General features: G+C 66.2%; 18 protein-coding genes. 7 read left to right on the top strand and 11 right to left on the bottom strand.

The window, feature by feature from the left end; genetic code table 11:
• Positions 1–7: 7 nt before the first annotated feature.
• The 7 genes from M2351_RS35645 to M2351_RS35675 form a co-directional block, all read right to left on the bottom strand.
• Entirely contained in the window at positions 8–598 is a 591-nt protein-coding gene (locus tag M2351_RS35645) for a TRAP transporter small permease (protein ID WP_264660523.1), read from the bottom strand.
• Between the two features lie 88 nt (positions 599–686).
• On the bottom strand, positions 687–1,133 hold the full coding sequence (gene aroQ, locus M2351_RS35650; protein WP_264660721.1) for a type II 3-dehydroquinate dehydratase: 447 nt from the start codon (positions 1,131–1,133) through the stop codon (positions 687–689).
• Between the two features lie 103 nt (positions 1,134–1,236).
• Positions 1,237–2,253 carry a TRAP transporter substrate-binding protein gene (locus M2351_RS35655; RefSeq protein ID WP_264660722.1) on the bottom strand — a complete coding sequence of 339 codons (1,017 nt, stop codon included), beginning with the start codon at positions 2,251–2,253 and terminating at the stop codon, positions 1,237–1,239.
• A gap of 233 nt (positions 2,254–2,486) precedes the next feature.
• A complete protein-coding gene (locus tag M2351_RS35660; RefSeq protein WP_264660723.1) occupies positions 2,487–3,305 on the bottom strand; it encodes an IclR family transcriptional regulator in 819 nt (272 codons plus the stop codon).
• A gap of 697 nt (positions 3,306–4,002) precedes the next feature.
• Positions 4,003–5,064, bottom strand: coding sequence for an SDR family oxidoreductase (locus M2351_RS35665; protein WP_264660724.1), 1,062 nt, complete (start codon positions 5,062–5,064; stop codon positions 4,003–4,005).
• A 638-nt stretch (positions 5,065–5,702) separates the two neighbouring features.
• A complete protein-coding gene (locus M2351_RS35670; protein ID WP_264660725.1) occupies positions 5,703–5,927 on the bottom strand; it encodes an NAD(P)H-binding protein in 225 nt (74 codons plus the stop codon).
• 54 nt (positions 5,928–5,981) lie between these two features.
• A complete protein-coding gene (locus M2351_RS35675) occupies positions 5,982–6,995 on the bottom strand; it encodes an aldo/keto reductase (protein WP_454464603.1) in 1,014 nt (337 codons plus the stop codon).
• Between the two features lie 267 nt (positions 6,996–7,262).
• On the opposite strand from M2351_RS35675, the gene M2351_RS35680 reads away from it, so the two are divergent.
• The 6 genes from M2351_RS35680 to M2351_RS35705 all read left to right on the top strand — a co-directional run bounded on the left by M2351_RS35680 (position 7,263) and on the right by M2351_RS35705 (position 13,143).
• On the top strand, positions 7,263–7,739 hold the full coding sequence (locus M2351_RS35680; RefSeq protein ID WP_264660726.1) for a hypothetical protein: 477 nt from the start codon (positions 7,263–7,265) through the stop codon (positions 7,737–7,739).
• Positions 7,740–8,497: 758 nt separating this feature from the next.
• On the top strand, positions 8,498–9,328 hold the full coding sequence (locus M2351_RS35685) for a BKACE family enzyme (protein WP_264660727.1): 831 nt from the start codon (positions 8,498–8,500) through the stop codon (positions 9,326–9,328).
• 52 nt (positions 9,329–9,380) lie between these two features.
• The gene (gene pcaH, locus M2351_RS35690) at positions 9,381–10,106 is read left to right on the top strand and encodes a protocatechuate 3,4-dioxygenase subunit beta (RefSeq protein ID WP_264660728.1); all 726 of its coding nucleotides are present in this window, start codon (positions 9,381–9,383) and stop codon (positions 10,104–10,106) included.
• Between the two features lie 3 nt (positions 10,107–10,109).
• Complete coding sequence (pcaG, locus tag M2351_RS35695) at positions 10,110–10,742, top strand: protocatechuate 3,4-dioxygenase subunit alpha (protein WP_264660729.1); 633 nt, start codon at positions 10,110–10,112, stop codon at positions 10,740–10,742.
• A 50-nt stretch (positions 10,743–10,792) separates the two neighbouring features.
• Positions 10,793–11,668: a shikimate dehydrogenase gene (locus M2351_RS35700; RefSeq protein WP_264660730.1), complete on the top strand. Its 876-nt coding sequence runs from the start codon at positions 10,793–10,795 to the stop codon at positions 11,666–11,668.
• A gap of 32 nt (positions 11,669–11,700) precedes the next feature.
• Positions 11,701–13,143 carry an MFS transporter gene (locus M2351_RS35705; RefSeq protein ID WP_264660731.1) on the top strand — a complete coding sequence of 481 codons (1,443 nt, stop codon included), beginning with the start codon at positions 11,701–11,703 and terminating at the stop codon, positions 13,141–13,143.
• A gap of 196 nt (positions 13,144–13,339) precedes the next feature.
• Here the strand turns inward: M2351_RS35705 and M2351_RS35710 are convergent, their stop codons facing one another.
• A complete protein-coding gene (locus M2351_RS35710) occupies positions 13,340–14,200 on the bottom strand; it encodes a shikimate dehydrogenase (RefSeq protein ID WP_264660732.1) in 861 nt (286 codons plus the stop codon).
• 331 nt (positions 14,201–14,531) lie between these two features.
• Here M2351_RS35710 and M2351_RS35715 point away from each other — a divergent pair, with 331 nt between their 5' ends.
• The gene (locus M2351_RS35715) at positions 14,532–16,451 is read left to right on the top strand and encodes a bifunctional sugar phosphate isomerase/epimerase/4-hydroxyphenylpyruvate dioxygenase family protein (RefSeq protein ID WP_319801962.1); all 1,920 of its coding nucleotides are present in this window, start codon (positions 14,532–14,534) and stop codon (positions 16,449–16,451) included.
• A gap of 353 nt (positions 16,452–16,804) precedes the next feature.
• Here M2351_RS35715 and M2351_RS35720 read toward each other — a convergent pair whose 3' ends face one another.
• The 3 genes from M2351_RS35720 to M2351_RS35730 form a co-directional block, all read right to left on the bottom strand.
• Complete coding sequence (locus M2351_RS35720) at positions 16,805–17,227, bottom strand: universal stress protein (protein ID WP_264660733.1); 423 nt, start codon at positions 17,225–17,227, stop codon at positions 16,805–16,807.
• Positions 17,228–17,291: 64 nt separating this feature from the next.
• Positions 17,292–18,314 (bottom strand): TRAP transporter substrate-binding protein, encoded by a 1,023-nt coding sequence (locus M2351_RS35725; RefSeq protein ID WP_264660734.1) that lies wholly within the window; start codon positions 18,312–18,314, stop codon positions 17,292–17,294.
• A 38-nt stretch (positions 18,315–18,352) separates the two neighbouring features.
• A partial coding sequence (locus tag M2351_RS35730) for a TRAP transporter large permease subunit (protein ID WP_264660735.1) occupies positions 18,353–18,624 on the bottom strand: 272 nt, incomplete at its 5' end.

Raw genomic sequence — 18,624 nt, forward strand, 5'->3', positions numbered from 1 at the left:
GGCCTCCTCAGCTCTTGTGGCCCGGGGCCGCGGCGGCGCCGGCCGGCGGCACCGGGGTGCCCAAATCCTTGTGCAGGTCGTCGAACTCCGCCTGCTCTTCGGAGTCGACGACCATGACCAACTCATGCTCGGTCAGCCGACCGGTCAGGACCCGGTACAGCTCCACCAGGAGGATGCCGCCGGTCGTGAGGCTGAAGACGACGCCGATGCCGTAGAACAGCCCCATCGAGAGGCCGGTCGCCGGCGCTTGGACATCGCGGTTGATGAGGGTCTGCACCCAGCTTCCCTTCAGCATCAGGAACGTGATGTACAGCATCAGGAGGTGGCCAATGACCAGAAGGCTCTTCTTCCCCGCCGCGGGCAGCCGCCGGACCAGCGTGTCAACCCCGAGATGAGCATGCTCCCGCAGGCCGATGGCGGCGCCCAGGAAGGTCATCCAGATGAAGAAGAACCGCGACAACTCCTCGGACACGGTGATGCCGCTGTTGAAGGCGTAGCGGAGCACCACATTGCCGAACACGAGGACCACCATGGCCGCCAGGCACAGCACGGTCAGCAGCTTCAACACGCGGAAATAGGCGTCCACAAGGACCTGCATGTCCTCCTCCCTTCATCCGGGTTCCCGCCCCGAGGGGTGGATCGGGCCCGTCGCTGTTCACGGGAACGGGCGCTCGCGCGTGCCTCCGTCACCGCGCGCTCAAAAGGCCGTGCAGGGCTTGCAGCGCCAGACCATAGCCCTGGGCCCCGACCCCCATGATCACACCCGTCGCTGCCAAGCTGACGTAGGAATGGTGCCGGAAGGGCTCGCGGCGATGGATGTTGCTGAGGTGAACCTCCATGATCGGGCCCTCAAAGGTTTTCAGGGCATCCAGGATGGCGATCGACGTCGAGGTGAAGCCGGCCGGGTTGATGATCAGGCCGGATGCGGTGCCGCGCGCCTCCTGAATCCAATCGATGATTTGCCCTTCATGGTTTGACTGGCGGAAGAACAGCACGTCGACGCCAAGCTGTTTGGCCCGCTCGCGGCACAGCGTCTCGATCTCGGGCAGCGTGGTCGTGCCATAGATGTGCGGCTCGCGCACGCCCAGGAGGTTCAACGAAGGGCCGTTCAAAACGGCGATGGACTGGGTCACGGAAGCACCCTTTCGGCTGGCGTCACACCAAGCCGCGCGCGTCCTCAACCCCTATGGCTAGGGGTGCCGCGGCTTGGCATGACGGCGTTTGGTGGAGACGGGGTCAGTTGGCGGCGTGGATGCGTTGCAGCTCGGATTGGAAGAGCTTCGCCAAAGCCGGATCGTATTCGGCGGTGAACCGGTCGAGGATGGGCTTGGTCAGCTGGCGCATGCGGTCCAACTCGGCCGGCGCGATGTCATTGACCTGCATGCCTTTTTCCTTGAGTTCCAGCACCGCCTTCTGCGCCTGCGCACGGCTGACCTGCCGTTGGTAGTCCTGCGTCTCGGCCGCGGCCTCCTGCATGATCTTTTTTTCCGTCGCGGAGAGCTTGTCCCAGAACGCCTTGCTGACGAGCACAATGTTCGTGCTGTAGGTGTGGTTCGTCGAGGACAAATATTTCTGCACTTCATACATCTTGTTGGACAGAATGACGGAATAGGGATTCTCCTGCCCGTCCACCCCACGCGTTTCCAGCGCGCCGTAGAGTTCGCCGAAGTTCATCGGCACCGGGTTGGCCTTCAAGGTCTTGAAGGTTTCGATGTAAACCGGATTTTGAATGACGCGCAGCTTGAGCCCCTCCAGATCCTCGACCCTGGTGATTGGATGCCGGCTGTTGGTCACGTTGCGGAAGCCCAGGTCCCAATAGCCGAGACCAACCAGGCCTTTTTCGGGCAGCTTCTTCAAAAGCTCTGCCCCCACCGGGCCGTCGAGCAAGGCGTCGGCCTGTTGCGGCGTGCTGACGATGAACGGCAGGTCGAGCACGCCGAATTCCTTGACGATGCCGGCCAGAGACGTGGTCGCGGGCGAGGTCATCTCCTGAGTGCTGCCCCGCAACGCCGACTGCTGTTGCATCTCGTTGCCAAGCTGCGACGCCGGATACTCCCGGATCTTGAGCTTGCCGCCGCTCTTGGCCGCGACGAGTTCCGTGAACTTCTTGACGCCGAAGCTCACCGGGTGGTCGGTGTTGTTGAGGTGCCCCCAACGGATGGTGCGGTCCTGAATGTCCTGGGCGAACCCAGGGGCCGCGACGAAGCCGATGGTGACCGCCAAGGCGGCGGTCAGCACTCCACGCATGATCATGGCGTCTCTCCTCCCTATTGTCCGTGGTTAAGAGCGAGGTCTGCTTATGAGGGTGTTGTTGGGGCGCCAGAGCCCAGTCCCGGGCGGTCCGCCGCCGTCCGGGTGTGTGGCGACGCCAAACCCCCGAGGGTGCGTCGCTGTTGACCTATGCTTGACCGTCAGCCGGTACGATCGCCGACAGGTTTAGCGCGATGAGACCTCGTCGGTGCTTCCTGAGGTGGCGGACGACGGCCTCACTCCGCCGCTTCCATCGCCGATCCAGAGGTGTGACGCCGCCCCCCGAACCACCGGGATGCGTGGCTGGCCAGCGCCATCTCCTCGGTGGCGGCGAGCAGTTCCGGCGCCAAGGCGAGCAGGCGCTTTTCGTCGAGCCGGTGGATTGGGCCGGCGATGCTGATGACGCCGATCGCGGCGCCGCTCTCCGAATCCCGCACCGGCGCGGCAACCGTGGACATGCCCGGAGCGAAGCTCTCGAGGTTGAGAGCGTATCCTCGCTCGCGCGCCGCATGCAGCCGGTCCAGCACCTCGCGCACGGTTCTTGGAGCGTTGGGGCCGAATTGCCCGGACTCGCCGAGGCCCTGCCGGTAGATCAGGCTGAGGGCCGCTTCGTCGTCGATCGTGGACAACCAGGCGAGCCCGCTCGCCGTGGAGGCGAGATGCACGTCCATGCCCATGTCCGGATCATAGCGCAGGCCGAACCGGGCGCCCTGGGCCTTGGCGACGAAGGTTAACTCCTCGTTCTCGATCACGCTGAGGCGCACGAGTTCGCCGCTGCTCACGGCGAGGCGGTCGAGGATTGGCTGCGCGACGTCGAGAATGCCGTTGCGCGCCAGATAGCTGAGGCCGAGCGCAACCAGACGGATGGTCAAGAAATACGGCGCGCCTTCGCGCTCCTGCCGCACGTAGCGCTGCTGGATCATGTCGGCGAGCAGCCGATGAGCGGCGCTCTTCGGCAGCGTCAACTGGTCGGCGATCGCTTGCAGCGGCAAACCGTCCGGATGCGCGGCGAGGAGTTCCAGAATTTTGAAGGCCCGATCAAGAGCAGCGGTCACGGAGCAATCTCCGCCTCGGCGAGTGGGGGAGCAAGGGTGGGCAGCCGGTCCATTGGGTCGCCTCCAAAGCCATCCGCATCGGGATAATTGGCATCACAACATACTTGGAATCCGGATGCAATGGGAATGTCGTTCAGATTGGAACTAAGTTCCAAAATTGGAGTTTGTGCGATGCGGATAGCGCAGATCGCGGTGCAGACCTCAACGGTTCGACGGGGGCGCCCCGCGGTGTGGATCGGCGGCGATCGTGAACGCCGATGGCGTACCATCCCGCCGGTTTCCCATGTGTCTTCAGGTCGGCCTTGCACGCCGCTGAACATTCGGCTGCTGGACGAAACGTGGGTGCCGATCCCTATGTCCGCCCACTCGACCCGCGACGGCGCCGCTCAGGGCTTACCGCCTCCAAGAGCGGCGAGCTTGCTGCCGCCAATCATGACGAACGGCCCCGCCAAAAGCAGGACGACGCCCAGGAGGTACAGCCAGAGCCTGATTGGAGGTGACGGGAACTCGGTCGTTTCATGCACCTTGGGTGCTCCAACGGTCGCGGTGGCTGCTCGGACCGGTCCTTTCGCTGAGTGGGAGCACGTCTGCTCCGCAATGCCGTGCCGCAACGTGAATGCGGCGATACGGCAGGGAGAGTGTGCATGCTGCCGAACCATACCCGCCACCGGTCGTGGACGGCGTCATGGTCGCCGCCTCAGGGAATCAGGCGGTCGGCGCGGAGCCTTGCGAAGAGGTCGAAGAACGCGTCATCGGTGGGCTGGTAGCGGGTGAAGCCGAGGCGTCGGCTTTTGCTCATGTCGGTGACGACCTCGATCGGCCGTCCGAGGTCGGCGTCCGTGTGCCAGGGCGATGCCAGACGGTCGAGATCGGTTTCCGCCAGCCCCTTACTCTCGGCGAGGCGCCGCCAGACGGGAGCATCGTTCTTCATGATCTGCTCCAACGGCTGGACGGTGCCGTCGAAGGGCGCCGGGGCAAGGCCAAACCAGTCCGCGATGCGGCTCCACATCCAGTTCCAGCGGAAGACGTCGCCGTTCACGACGTTGAAGTCCTCGTTCGCCGCCTGAGCGGTGGTCACCGCCCAAAGGAGATGGTGGGCGAGCAGGCGGGCGTCGGTCATGTCGGTCAGGCCGTTCCACTGTGCGGCCGATCCCGGAAACCGGAAGGGCCGTTCTGTCTCCCGGCAGATGGTCGCGTAGGTGGCGAGTGTCGTTCCCATGTTCATCGTATTGCCGACCGCCTTGCCGATCACCGTATGGGGTCGGTGCACGCTCCAGGAAAAGCCGTCGCGCTTCGCCGCCGCGAAGAGTTCGTCCTCCTGCGCATAGTAGAAGTTCGGCACATCCAGGCGGCCTTGGCTTTCGCGGAACGGCGTCAGTGGCAATGTGCCTTTGCCGTAGGCTTCGAAGGGGCCGAGATAGTGCTTCAAGCCCGTGACCAGTGCGACATGGCGCACGCTTCCCGCTGGGCGAAGCCCGTCGAGCAGGTTGCGGACCATGGCCGAGTTGACCCGGATGTTCTCCGCCTCACTGTTCTGGCGAAGCCAAGTAGTGATGAAGACCACGTCCGGCCTCAGATCCTTCAGGGCATCCGCCGTGGCCGGCGCATCTTGAAGATCCGCGACGACCGGCTGCACGCCGGGCTGTTCGGTTGCGCGACGGGCAAGGCCCTGAACCTCCCAGCCTTCCTTGACCAGCAGAGTCGCCGTCGCACTGCCGACGATGCCGCTCGCGCCAACAATCAGTGCCGATCCCGCCATTCCAATGTCCTTCGTTGCTGCACGGGAGCGAGTTAGAAGGGGCGCTGGTGCCGTCAAGGCACCATCGAGAGGCCTGCGATCGGATGGAGTTCGGCTTCCGGGCGGACAGTCCTTTTGGCCAGTGTCGCCCGGTTGCGGGCACCGCGCCAAGCGTACACAAGCAACGTGATGGACAAACGTTGTGAGGATGCCCCTGGCCTTGCTTCAACGGGCGGCGTTGGTGGAAGGAAAGGGATTTGAACGTCCATTGATCGCCTGCGTTGATCGGAGCTGCGTTGAAACAGAGAGACCCGTTCTGTTGGATATGTCCGAAGTGTCGGCTGTGTATTGGCGTTCGCCTTTGACACCGACCGGCATGCGATCACGCTGATTTCCCTTACCGCTCTGGCCGGATTTGCGCGCCGACGCGCAAATCGGTGGCGCTGCTCAGACGGCCCTGCGGGTCTTTGCCCCACGCTTGGCACATTCCCGGACGACATATGCCTCCTGAGCCGCATCAGGCGCCGTTCGAGCAGGAAGGCGAAGGCGATCTCGGTCCGCCTCCGCCAAGCTCCGCGGTGATGCTCGATTGAGGTGACGCGCGCCGCATCGCATGATCGGGCGGCCGGCTGCCCGGACAGGTTGGCGTCGACGACATCCTATCCAGCGATGGCTGCTGCGAGCGTCGCGGCGTCCAGAACGTCGCCTTCGACGACTGTGATCCGATCGGCCGGGCCGGGTTCCTTCAAGCGGCGGGCATCGCGCAGGTAAAGCGAAAGGCGCGCGTCGGGCTGGACCAGGAAGAGCCGGGTGGCCACGCGCGCACTCTGCCCGTTCCCTCCGAGGGTCAGAATTTTGGCCGTGGGGCACTCCAGTGGCCGCACCGGGCCTCCGGCGCCGCTGTGCGGCCGCCGAAGGCGCGGTGCGGCCTGGACCGTTCAGCCGTAGTGCTCGTGGCCGGTGCCACGGGCGCCCTGCACCTCAATCGTGGAGGCGGCGTCGGCGATCTCACGGAGGTCATCGGCGGTGAGCTCGAGATCGGCCGCGGCCATGTTCTCGTCCAGCCGATGCAGCTTGCGCGTGCCCGGGATCGGTACGATCCACGGCTTTTGGGCGAGCAGCCAAGCGAGCGCGATCTGCGCCGGCGTTGCCCGCTTGGTTGTGGCGATGCGGACGAGGAGGGCGACCAGCGCCTGGTTGGCCTTCATCGCTTCCGGCGTGAAGCGCGGAAACCACGAGCGCACGTCCGACTGGTCGAAGGCCTGGTTGGGATCGACCTTGCCGGTCAGGAAGCCTTGACCGAGCGGGCTCCACGGCACGAAGCCGATGCCGAGTTCCTCGCAGGCGGGCAGCACCTCCGGCTCCGCGTCGCGGGCCCAGAGGGAATATTCGTTCTGGACCGCGGCCACAGGCTGCACCGCATGGGCACGGCGGATGGTCGCGGCGCCCGTCTCGGACAGACCGAAGTGACGGACCTTGCCCTCCGCGATCAGGTCCTTGACGGTGCCCGCGACGTCCTCGATCGGCACGTCGGGGTCGACGCGGTGCTGATACAGCAAGTCGATGTGATCGGTCCTGAGCCGTTTCAGCGACGCCTCCGTCACCTGACGGATGTGTTCGGGACGGCTGTTGAAGCCTCGCCGCGCCCTGGTCACCGGGTCGATGTCGAAGCCGAACTTCGTCGCGATCACCACCTGATCCCGGACCGGCGCCAAGCCTTCGCCGACGAGTTCCTCGTTGGCGAACGGGCCGTAGACCTCGGCGGTGTCGAAGAAGGTGATCCCGCGGTCCACGGCGGCGCGCAGCAGGGTGATCATCGCGCCCCGGTCACCAGCCGGGCCGTAGTTCGTGCTCATCCCCATGCAGCCGAGGCCGAGCGCGGAGACGGTCAGGCCGCTGCGGCCCAGTTCACGTGTCTTCATCGTCTGGTCCTTTCGCGTGTCGGGCGTCAACGCCGCCCATCAGCGATACGAGAATTGCAGAATGGCTTCGGGCAGCCGCGCCCCCCGCACCTCGATGTCTTGGCCGGATCTTGGCAAGGAGGACGCCATGCGGCGCCCGCATGGCTCCCCGCCGTCAAGCGAACCTGGCGTTTGTGCAGTGCAGCAATAAAATGAGGGCGTCAAAGGCGGCCTGTGACGTTGCCGGCCGGCTCCGGCAGCATTTGTCCCGTCGTTCCAGGTGAGCACTCCGGAGTGGATCCGGTGCGAAGGATTGTTATGCGCAAGATATTGGACGGATGGACCGAGCTTGATCGCGGCTTGAGCTTTCTGGCCGCGATGGCGGCGGCTGGCGCTATCCTGTCCGGACTGGTGATCGGCGCTTGGGGGCCGGTTGCCGGGGGATCGCTTGTGGCAGCAGACGTGGCCGACCAAGGAATGCATAACCTTCCTCCGGCGGTCTGTCGCGCGACGGTGACGACACTCATGGACCTGTATCGCAGCGATCCGCGAGTGCTTTGGGTGTGGGTGGAGGAAAGTGCGCCCACGCTCTCCAGCCTCACCGTCATCACACAAGACACCGGAGTCCGGCATGACGCTCCGCGTCCTTACGCATTCCGCCCCGACGTGGAGGAGACGCCTGCCGGCGTCTGCCGGTTTGCCATGAACTCGGTACACGCGTTGTCCCTGGGGGGCGTTGCCGGCGCGGTGCTTGCCCCCGAAACGGACCCCTTGATCGTCGGCGTTGGCATTTGACCTCCGGTCCATTCATCTCGATCGCGTGTGAACAGTTCCAGGAGAGCATCGGGAAATCTATGGTCCAGGGCCGGGGAAGCAAGATTCATTTGGTCCGCACCTCCGCGAAGCGGAATTGTATCGGCTCGGTCGGGACGCGAAGCACGGGACGCAACGCTCGCGTCTGTGGATCATCTGGCTGCTGACGTCGGGGCGCTCGGCGACGTTTGTCCCCGAAGTGACGGGCTACGCGCAACGCTGGATCAGCGACGTCACCGGACGGTATGACGTGGCCGGGGTGAATTGGCTGGGGGATCTGCGCCGTTTGGACCCTGGCTCCCAGGAGAAACAAACCAAGCGGCCAACTCGTTTATGGCCTACGGTGATCCCGTCGACGATCTGACTCTTGCGATCACACGGGGCTGCGACGCGGCTGCCCCGGAGATTGGTGCTGGGTGGTGCCCGATTCCTTTTTCGCCACGTGATCGACGGGAGCAAACGCGACCACGCGGATTGGCCCGTGTGGCCAGTCTCTTTGGGCGATTATCGAACGATGTGCGCGAAAATCGCCCTTGACAGCAACAGTCCGCCGTGCGCATTGTGTTCGAACACTGATTATCTGTGCGTTAAACGCACATTGTTCACGGCATTTTCGCCGATCCGTGGGACGCGCGACGTCGGTTCGCTGCGTCGGCCATGGCGCGCTGCTGGCATTGTCCGTCGCTTTGTGCAGGCGACACGTCGTGCCCGGCGCTCGATCACAAGGAAGGGAGGACACGATGCAGCCCACCATCATCACTGTCGCGGTGAACGGGTCCGTGCCGCGCAAGAAGGACAATCCGGCGGTTCCGATCACGCCGCCCGAGGTGGTGGAGTCCACCCACGCCGCCTTCGCGGCCGGCGCCACGGTGGTGCATGTGCACGCCCGGAACGCGGACGAGACCTCCTCCTCCGACCCGGCGTACTTCGCGGCGGTGCAGGCGGGCGTGCGCAAGCACTGCCCAGGCATGATCGTGCAGTTTTCCACCGGGGGGCGCGGGCGCAGCCATGAACAACGGGGCAGTTCGCTGTCTCTAAAGCCGGACATGGCGTCGCTGTCCACCGGTTCGGTCAACTTTCCCGGCATGATCTACGAGAACCATCCGGAGCTGATCGAAAACCTCGCCCGCCTCATGCTGGAAAGCGGGATCAAGCCGGAAATCGAGGTCTTCGACCTGTCCATGCTCTACAGCGCTCGCTCGCTCGCCGACCGCGGCCTGCTGAAGACACCCATGCACGTCCAGTTCGTCATGGGCCTGCGCAACGCCATGCCGGCCCGGCGCAAGGCGCTGGACTTCATGGTGTCGGAACTGCGCGAGCTGCTGCCCGGCTCCACCTGGACCTTGGCCGGTGTCGGGCGGCATCAGGCGGAGGTGCAGGACTGGGCGCTGGAACTCGGCGGGCACATCCGCACGGGGTTGGAGGACAACCTGCGCATCGCTCCGGACCGGCTCGCCTCCGGCAACGCCGAACTGGTGACGCTCGCCGCCGAGACCTGCGCCCGGCACGGTTCCCGCCCCGCCACCCCGGCGGAGGCGCGCGCCCTGCTCGGCCTGCCCGCCGCGCAGTGACGTCGTCCGACAAAAGGACACTCATCAAAAATGCGTTTCAAGGAGAGGAAACATGCACCCGGGGAGCGAATTTCATCAGCGTGACCGCAGCCTCCATCCACCGGCGCTGACGCCGCACTACAAGTCGACCGTGCTGCGCTCGCCCCGTCTGCCGCTCTGGTCCTTGCAGAATTCCCTGTCGGAAGTGACCGGGCCGCTGTTCCGCCCCGAAGAGATCGGCCTTCTGGACAACGACCTGATCCGCAACTACGCCCACGACGGCGAGCCGATTGGGGAACGCATCATCGTCCATGGCCGGGTTCTCGACGAGAATGGGCGGGGCGTGCCCAACACACTGGTGGAGTTCTGGCAAGCCAACGCCGGCGGGCGCTATCGCCACCAGAACGACACCTACCTTGCCCCCATCGACCCCAACTTCGGCGGTTGCGGGCGGGCGCTGACGGACGAGAATGGCGGCTACGCCTTCCGCACCATCAAGCCAGGCGCCTATCCCTTCCGCAATTTCGTGAACAGTTGGCGGCCCGCCCACATCCATTTCTCGGTCTTCGGCACCGGCTTCGCGCAGCGCCTGATCACCCAGATGTATTTCGAGGGCGATCCGCTGATCCCCCACGATCAGATCCTCGGCACCATCCCGGATCCAGCCGCGATCCAGCGCCTGATCGCACCGCTCGACATGAACGCGGCCATCCCGCTCGACAGCTTGGCTTACCGCTTCGACATCGTGCTGCGGGGCCGCCGCCAGACCTATTTCGAAAACAAGCTCCAGGGGGCCTGAGCCATGATCGCGTCCCGTCCACCCTTCACGGAAACCGCCTCGCAGACGGCGGGCCCCTACGTGCACATCGGGCTGATCCCGCACCAGGCTGGGTTCGACATCTTCGAAACCAATTTCAGCAACATCCTCGTCGGCCCGGCGACGAAGGGCACACGCATCCGCATTGAAGGGCGCGTCTTCGACGGGCTTGGCGCCGTCACGAAGGACATACTGGTGGAGATTTGGCAGGCCAACGCCGCCGGCCGCTACAACCACCCCGCCGACCGCCAGGAGGACAAGCCCATCGACCCCAGCTTCCGGGGCTGGGGCCGGGCCGGGACCGACTTCAAGACCGGCATCTACACGTTCGAGACGATCAAGCCGGGCCGGGTCGTCGGCCGGCACGGGCATAGGCCGATGGCGCCGCACGTCAATGTCTGGCTGGCGGCGCGGGGCATCAACATGGGCCTCTCGACCCGCCTGTATTTCTCCGACGAGGCGGTGGCCAACGCGGAGGATCCGGTGTTGAACATGATCGACCCGCCGCTGCGGCGCGACACGTTGATCGCCCAGCGCGAGGACCGGGATGGCGAGGCGGTCTACGTCTTCGACATCCATCTTCAGGGCGAACGCGAAACCGTCTTCTTCGACATCTGACGCGGTGGAGTGACGCCGCGCGTGACGCCGGCGTCCCATGGAGACTTGCCGTGGTTCACGACACTTCCAAACGCTCGGTCCTGCTTGGCCTGATCGGCCAGGACATCCAGGGCTCCCGCACGCCCGAACTGCACATGCGCGAGGGGGAGGCGCAGGGGCTGCGCCTCGTCTACCGCCTGATCGACCTCACCCAGCTCGGCCTTGGCGTCGCAGCCCTGCCGGACCTGCTCACCGCGGCCCAGCGCATGGGCTTTGACGGGCTGAACATCACGCACCCGTGCAAGCAGGCGATCATCCCGCATTTGGACGCGCTGTCCGAAAACGCCCGCGCGCTCGGGGCCGTGAACACGGTCCTCTTCAAGGACGGCAAGCGAATCGGCGAGAACACGGACTGGTCCGGGTTCGCCGAACCCTTCCGCCGCGCGATGAGCGACGTGGCGCTGGACCGTGTGGTGCAGATCGGCGCGGGCGGGGCCGGGGCCGCCGTGGCGCACGCGGCGCTGATGCTCGGCGTGCGGGAACTCACCCTGTTCGACATCGATCCCGGACGCGCCGAACGCGTGGCGCAAAACCTGTCGCGGCATTTCGGGGTCGGGCGCGCCAAAGTTGGCGGCGACCTCTCGGAGGCCATCGCCCAGGCGAACGGCTTGATCAACGCCACCCCGATCGGTATGGAGGCCCATCCCGGCATGCCCCTGCCGGCGGCCCTGCTGCGACCCGACCTCTGGGTGGCCGAGATCATCTACTTCCCCCTGGAGACCGAGCTTCTGCATCGTGCGCGCGCCATCGGCGCCCGCACCATCGACGGCGGTGGCATGGCGGTGTTCCAGGCCGTCGCCGCCTTCCGGCACTTCACCGGCCTCGAGCCCGACAGCGACCGGATGCTCGCCCACTTCAGGGCGATGACGGATACCAAGCGTCCATAAGTTCCAATCAAGAATCCCGGAGGAAACCACTCATGACAGGCTCTCCGATGGCCAATCTCGCAAGCAACGGCCTGGCCGGGGCGGCGGTCCACGAGCCGCTAGGCGCGCACCAGCCCAAGCTCGCCGCCGCCAGCGGGTGGATCGGCTCGGCGTTGGAGTACTACGACTTCTTCATCTACGCCACCGCGGCGTCCCTGGTGTTCCCGCAGCTCTTCTTCCCGTCGGGAAACCCAACGGCCGCGATCGTCGCGTCGCTGGCCACCTATGGCGTCGGGTACGTCAGCCGGCCCATCGGTGCCTTCGTGCTCGGCCACTGGGGCGACACCCACGGGCGCAAGAACGTGCTGATCCTGTGTATGTTCCTGATGGGCTTCGCCACCATGGGCGTCGGTCTGCTGCCGACCTACCAGCAGATCGGCATCTGGGCTCCGGTGCTTCTGGTCGTCCTGCGCCTCCTCCAGGGCTTTGCGGTGGCGGGGGAGATCTCGGGCGCGAGTTCGATGGTGGTGGAGCACGCGCCGTTCGGCCGGCGCGGCTTTTACGGCAGCTTCACCCTGCAAGGCGTGCAGGCCGGCCAGATCCTGGCCGCGGCCGTCTTCCTGCCGCTCGCCGCCTACATGCCCGCCGACGCGTTCAATTCCTGGGGCTGGAGGATCCCGTTCCTTCTCAGCGTTGTGGTCGTCATCGCGGGCTACATCATCCGCCGCGAGGTGCACGAGACGCCGGCCTTCGCGGAAGAGGGCAAGCACGGGGACGTTCCGAAGGCGCCGATCGTCGAAGCGATGCGGACCAGCGGGAAGGACATGCTGCGGGTAATCTGCATGTCCCTGATGAACGTCATCCCCGTCGTCACCGCGATCTTCGGCGCGGCCTACGCGGTGCAGCCGGCCTATGGAATCGGCTTCTCCAAGGATCTCTATCTGTGGATTCCGGTGCTGGGCAACATCCTGGCGGTGCTGGTCATTCCCTTCGTCGGCAACCTGTCGGACCGGATCGGCCGCAGGCCCCCGATCATCGTCGGCGCGCTCGGGTCCGGGCTGATGTCCTTCGGCTATCTCTACGCCATCAGCATCCACAGCGTGCCGCTGGCGATCACCATGTCGCTTCTGATGTGGGGCATTGTCTACCAGGGCTACAACGCCGTCTTCTCAAGCTTCTATCCGGAGCTTTTCACCACGCGGACCCGGGTGTCGGCGATGGCCGTGTCGCAGAACATCGGGACGGCGATCACCGCGTTGCTGCCGGCGCTCTTCACGGCCGTGGCGCCTCCCGGCTCGCAGAACATCCCGCTCACCGTCGGAGGCATCACCTTCGGCATCACCGTCCTCGTGGCGGTGGCGGCCGCGACCGCCCGCGAAACCTACCGCATCCACATGAACGACCTCGGCAAACCGGGTGCGGTTCCGGTGGATAAAGACGATTATGACCGCCTGCGCGCGCAGAGCATCAGCGACGCCCGGCTGACGCGGTCGTGACGTCGGGCAAAGCCCGGCTTCGGAAACGAGGCCGGGCTTTGCCCTCCGGGCACGGGGTGCGGGCGCCGGTCAGCATGCGTCGCATGCGGCATCGATGCGAAGCGCCGGGACGAGCGACGGGCGCGACCGCCTCGGGATGAATCGAGTCGTCGAGCTGGCGCTACGCCACACAGAAAGGTTGGTGATCAGGCGCTTGTCAGCGGCCCATGGAGGCGAAATGGCGCAGCATGCGGGCAGCGTCGGGCGCGACCCCGGTGAAGAGGCGGAACGCCTCCACCGCTTGAAAAACGGCCATGCCGCCGCCGTCCATCGTGCGACAGCCCAGCGAGCGGGCCACGCGCAGCAATTCCGTTTCCAACGGAAAATAGACGATCTCCGCGACCCACAGGGCCGGACGCAGCAGATCGCGCGGCAGGGGCAGTCCAGGATATTTCGCCATGCCCGTCGGCGTCGCATGGATCAGTCCGTCCGCTGCGCCCATGGCCCTGGCGAGGTCGCCGCCGGCCACCGCGCGCCCGTTGCCGAAGCGAGCGGACAGCTCCGCGGCCAGAGACTCAGCGCGCGTGCGGTCGACATCAAACAGGGTCAGCTGGCCCGTGCCCAACGTCAGGGCGGCGTGTGCCACCGCGGCCCCGGCCCCGCCCGCACCGAGTTGCACCACCCGGTCACGCCGGACGTCCGGCAGGCCGCGCCGGAAACTCTCGGCGAAGCCCCACCAGTCGGTGTTGTGGCCGACTTTGCGGCCGTCCTTCAACACCACGGTGTTGACCGCGCCCAGCGCGCGGGCGTCGTCGGACAACGCATCGAGCAGCGGAATGATCGCCTGCTTGCAGGGGTGCGTGATGTTCAGCCCGTCAAAGCCGAGGCGTTCGGCCGCAGCCAGCAACTCCGGCAGGGCCTCCGCAGGCAGGCGGAGCGCCTCCAAATCGATCAGCTTGTAGATGTAGCGGAGTCCCTGTTCCGCGCCTTCGCGCTCGTGCATGGACGGCGTGCGGGACGCCTGGATGCCCGAGCCGATCAGGCCGGCGAGAACGGCGGGTTTGGCGGCGTCGGTCATGGATACGGTGTCCCCGAAACGGCACGAAATAGGGCGGGTCACCGGAATTCGTTCCGGCAACCGATGTTGAGCAGAGTTGAGCACAAGGGGAGCGCAGCCAGCGCAGAGCGTTGGTCGGACCAAAGGTCCGGAAGGTCCACGGGTCACGTATTCACGGCGCCGACCACCCGAAAGCATCGGCTGGCCCCCTCCCCGGTTGCCCGTTATTGTTGTTGCACCAAAATGTACGAACCGGTACGTTCAGTCAAGCGGATCCGACAACGCTCATCAGAAGTTTCCGGGTCCTTAAAAAAACAACCGACACGTCAGGCTCCGAACCCTGGAGGGAACGATGACCGAAGGCACCGCCCTGGATGCTGAGCTCAGCGCCGCTTCGGCGCTGCCGAAATCGATCGCGACGGTGTCGCTCAGCGGCACGCTGCCGGAAAAATTGGAGGCCGCCGCGGCCGTTGGGTTCGACGGCGTGGAGATCTTCGAGAACGATCTGCTGACCTTCGACGGCTCACCCGACGATGTGCGCCGGATCGCCGAGGGGTTGGGCCTTGCCATAACCATCTTCCAGCCCTTCCGCGACTTTGAGGCGATGCCGGAGCCGCAGCGCACCCGCAACTTGGACCGGGCCGAGCGCAAATTCGATATTATGCAGGCGCTGGGCACCGATCTCGTGCTGGTGTGCAGCAACGTCCAGCCGCACGCCCTCGACGACCCGGCGCGCGCCGCCGCCGACCTCGCCGAGATGGCGGAGCGCGCGGCGCGGCGCGGCTTGCGCGTCGGCTACGAGGCGCTGGCCTGGGGCCGGCACGTCAACCGCTGGCGCCAGGCCTGGGACATCGTGCGCCACGCCGACCACCCGGCGCTGGGCCTGATCGTGGACAGCTTCCACACGCTGTCGCTGGGCGACGACCCGTCCGGCATCGCCGAGGTGCCGGCCGACAAGCTGTTCTTCGTGCAGCTGGCCGACGCTCCGAAGCTGAGCATGGACGTGCTGTCCTGGAGTCGCCATTTCCGCAACTTCCCCGGCCAGGGTCAATTGCCGGTCGGCAGCTTCCTGCGCGCGGTGCTCGCCAGCGGCTACCGCGGCCCGCTGTCGCTGGAGGTGTTCAATGACGAGTTCCGCGCCGCCCCGGCCCGCCTCACCGCGGCGGACGGCCTGCGTTCCCTGATCCTGGCGGAGGATGAGGCCGGGCACGGCCCCGGCCTGCCGGCCCCGCCGGTCTTCGACGGCTTCGAATTCCTGGAATTCGCGGTGGACGAACCGACCAAGCGGACGCTGGCCGACCTGCTGGGCACGCTGGGCTTCCGCCACGCCGGCCGCCACAAGTCGAAGGCGGTGGACTTCTACCGGCAGGGCCGCGCCAACCTGGTCCTCAACAGCGAACCGGACAGCGCCGCGTCGGAGCACTTCCAAATGCACGGGCCGTCGGTCTGCGCCATGGCGCTGCGCGTGGACGACGCTGGCCGCGCCGTGGAGCGCGCGCGGGCCCTGCACTACTCCACCTACCAGGAACGCATCGGCGCGGGCGAGCGGCCGATCCCGGCGGTGCGCGCGCCGGACGGCACGCTGGTGTATCTGGTCCAGCCCACCGCGTCCGTCCACAGCATCTGGGAGGACGACTTCCACCTCGTTCCTGACACCGGCGGGGGGCCGAGCGCGATCGACGGCATCGACCATGTGGCGCTGGCTCTGCCGCAGGGGCGCATGGACAGCTTCGTCCTGTTCTACCGCGCCGTCTTCGGTTTGGTGCCGGAGCAGCTGTGGGAGCTTCCCGACCCCTACGGCCTGATCCGCAGCCGCGCCATGGTCAGCCCCGACCGCAGCGTGCGCCTGCCGCTGAACTATTCGGAAAGCCGCATGACCGCGACCGGCCGCTTCGTCACCGCCACGGCGGGGGCCGGCGTGCACCACGTCGCCTTCGGCGCCCGCGACATCGGCCGGGCCGTGTCGCAGGCCCACGCCGCCGGCGCGCCGATGCTGCCGGTGCCGGCGAACTATTACGACGACCTCGCCGCCCGCCACCTGCTGGACGACGCCCATGTGGCGGTGCTGAAGGCGGACGACCTGCTGTTCGACCGCGACGACCAGGGCGACTTCACCCACGCTTACACGGACAGCTTCGAGGAACGCTTCTTCTTCGAATTCGTGCAACGGCGCGGCTATCAGCAGTTCGGTGCGGTCAACGCCCCGGTGCGCATGGCGATGCAGGCGCAGTTGCGCGAGGAGGCGCAACTGACCGGCCTCTCGCCCAGTTGACCGGGTGCGGCGCGTCGTCGCCGGGCTCGCTGCGCGTCGCCGATGGCCGCCACGCTCGGACCGGCGGCGCGACAGGGGGCCGTGCGGCGGGCACACGGGGCCAAAGCGCACAAGGACGATCCTAGCTCCGGCGCTCGGCTACCCCCGTGGGTGTCCAGCCAGCGGCTTGCGACAGGGCCCGGGCCGCAGTCAACTGAGAAGGGACGCTGCGGCGGACACGATCAGCACGGCAAAGAAAGAGCCGGGCGGAGGCCCGGCGCAAGGTGCGCGCCCGATGGGGAGAAGGGCAGGGGCGGAGACACGGCGGAGGATCACACGGGGCATGACGGCCGGTGCCGGCCAGCGGTAGACGCCTAGCGGTAAACGAGGACCGGTACCTTAGATTGCCGCAGCACCTGGGCGGTCTGGCTGCCGACCAGCAGAGTGGCGAGCGCCGGCCGCGTGTGTGAGGCCATGACGATCAGGTCGCACCGGCGGTTCTCCGCCACCTGGACGATCTCCGCGGCGGGGCTGTCCCCCACCACGTAGAAATAGGTGTGCGGCACACCGAGGCGGCTGGCGTCGTGACCGATCCGGTTCAGGTACTCCTGCGCCGCGTGGATCCCGGCGGTCTCGTCCCGCATCGCTTTGCCGATTCCGGCCGCAACCCCCGTATCGACCACGACGTGGAGGACGGTGACCGTGGCCCCGAGGGACTTCGCCAACCGCAACCCCGATCGAACCGCCGTTTCGCAGAGCTCCGACCCGTCGGTCGGCAACAGCATGTGCGTGTACATGGTCGCTCCTGTGCAGGCGTCGTGCGCTGCGTCGCCGGAACCCGCCGGCGACGCTGCCCGGGGCTCATTTGCCGGCGCGGACCTTCGCGATCTCGGCGTACATCTGCTCAACCAGCGCGGGGCCGACCTCCGCCTTGTACTTCTCGACCACCGGCTTCACCTTCTCGCGGAACTGGTTCAGCTCCGCCGCGGGAAGCTCGACCACCTGGACGCCTTTGGCCCTGAGGGCATTCAGCGCCTCAGCATCCTGCTCGCGGGAGACCTTGCGCTGGTAGGCGGTGGCCTCCGCCGCCGCGTCGCGGAACAGCGTCTGCTCGTCCGGGGTCAGCTTGTCCCAGAAGGCCTTGCTGATCAGCAGGGATTGCGGGTTGTAGATGTGGCGGGTGACGGTCAGGTGCTTCTGCACCTCGTAGAGCTTGGACAGCTCAATGGTCTTGGACGGGTTCTCCTGGCCGTCCACGGTGCGGGTTTCCAACGCCGTGTACAGCTCGGTGAAGGGCAGGGGAACCGGATTGGCGCCCAGCGCTTTGAAGGTGTCGATGTAGATCGGCGTCTGGATCACGCGGATCTTCAGCCCCGCGACGTCGTCCACCTTGGTGACCGGCCGCCGGTTGTTGGTCAGGTTGCGGAAGCCGAGGTCCCAGTAGCCGAGCGCGAGCACGCCTTTTTCCGGCAACTTGTCGTGCAGCGTCTTTCCGAAAGGACCGTCCAGCAGCGCGTCGGCCTCAGCGGCGCTGTTGAACAGGAACGGCATGTCGACGGCCGCGAATTCCTTGGCGAGACCGACCAGAATGCCGCTGTTCATCACCGTCATCTCGACCGTGCCGCCCTGCAGGGCTGACAGGGTCTGCAGGTCACCGCCCAGCGTACCACCCGGGAAGGTCCGGACCTTGATCTTGCCGCCGCTCTTCTCGGCGACGAGGTCCGCGAACTTCTGGGCGCCAAGGCCTTGCGGATGCTCCTTGGCGTTGAGATAGGAGAACTTGAGCGTCCGCTCCTTGTAGTCGGCGGCCATGGTGGTGCCGGCGACCAGCATGAGCCCCGGAACCAGCAGGCCAAGACCGAACGATTTCAGACGTTTGTTCACGGCGTTTCCTCCTTCGCGCATTCTTTGTTTATGGAAGGTCAGTGGGCGAACCAGGCGGCGGGGACGGTGACCAGAGACGGGAACAGGATGAGCAGCAGCAGGACGAGCAGCTGCGCCACCATGAAGGGCCAGACGCCCTTGATGATGTCCTCCATGCTGATCCGCGAGACGCCGCACACCACGTTCAGCACCGTGCCGACCGGCGGCGTGATCAGCCCGATCGCGTTGTTGATGATGAACAGCACGCCGAAATAGACCGGGTCGATGCCCGCCTGCTTGATGCACGGGGGGGGGGGGCGGCGTCCCATGG

The sequence above is a fragment of the Azospirillum canadense genome (genome assembly GCF_025961225.1).
Lineage (GTDB): Bacteria > Pseudomonadota > Alphaproteobacteria > Azospirillales > Azospirillaceae > Azospirillum > Azospirillum canadense.

Bases quoted from the DNA above. Each gene is read 5' to 3' on its own strand.
- M2351_RS35665 (WP_264660724.1), bottom strand. From the start codon at position 5,064: ATGGCGGGATCGGCACTGATTGTTGGCGCGAGCGGCATCGTCGGCAGT.
- pcaG (WP_264660729.1), top strand. From the start codon at position 10,110: ATGATCGCGTCCCGTCCACCCTTCACGGAAACCGCCTCGCAGACGGCG.
- M2351_RS35680 (WP_264660726.1), top strand. From the start codon at position 7,263: ATGCGCAAGATATTGGACGGATGGACCGAGCTTGATCGCGGCTTGAGC.
- M2351_RS35710 (WP_264660732.1), bottom strand. From the start codon at position 14,200: ATGACCGACGCCGCCAAACCCGCCGTTCTCGCCGGCCTGATCGGCTCG.
- M2351_RS35685 (WP_264660727.1), top strand. From the start codon at position 8,498: ATGCAGCCCACCATCATCACTGTCGCGGTGAACGGGTCCGTGCCGCGC.
- M2351_RS35720 (WP_264660733.1), bottom strand. From the start codon at position 17,227: ATGTACACGCACATGCTGTTGCCGACCGACGGGTCGGAGCTCTGCGAA.
- pcaH (WP_264660728.1), top strand. From the start codon at position 9,381: ATGCACCCGGGGAGCGAATTTCATCAGCGTGACCGCAGCCTCCATCCA.
- M2351_RS35715 (WP_319801962.1), top strand. From the start codon at position 14,532: ATGACCGAAGGCACCGCCCTGGATGCTGAGCTCAGCGCCGCTTCGGCG.
- M2351_RS35645 (WP_264660523.1), bottom strand. From the start codon at position 598: ATGCAGGTCCTTGTGGACGCCTATTTCCGCGTGTTGAAGCTGCTGACC.
- M2351_RS35705 (WP_264660731.1), top strand. From the start codon at position 11,701: ATGACAGGCTCTCCGATGGCCAATCTCGCAAGCAACGGCCTGGCCGGG.
- M2351_RS35655 (WP_264660722.1), bottom strand. From the start codon at position 2,253: ATGATCATGCGTGGAGTGCTGACCGCCGCCTTGGCGGTCACCATCGGC.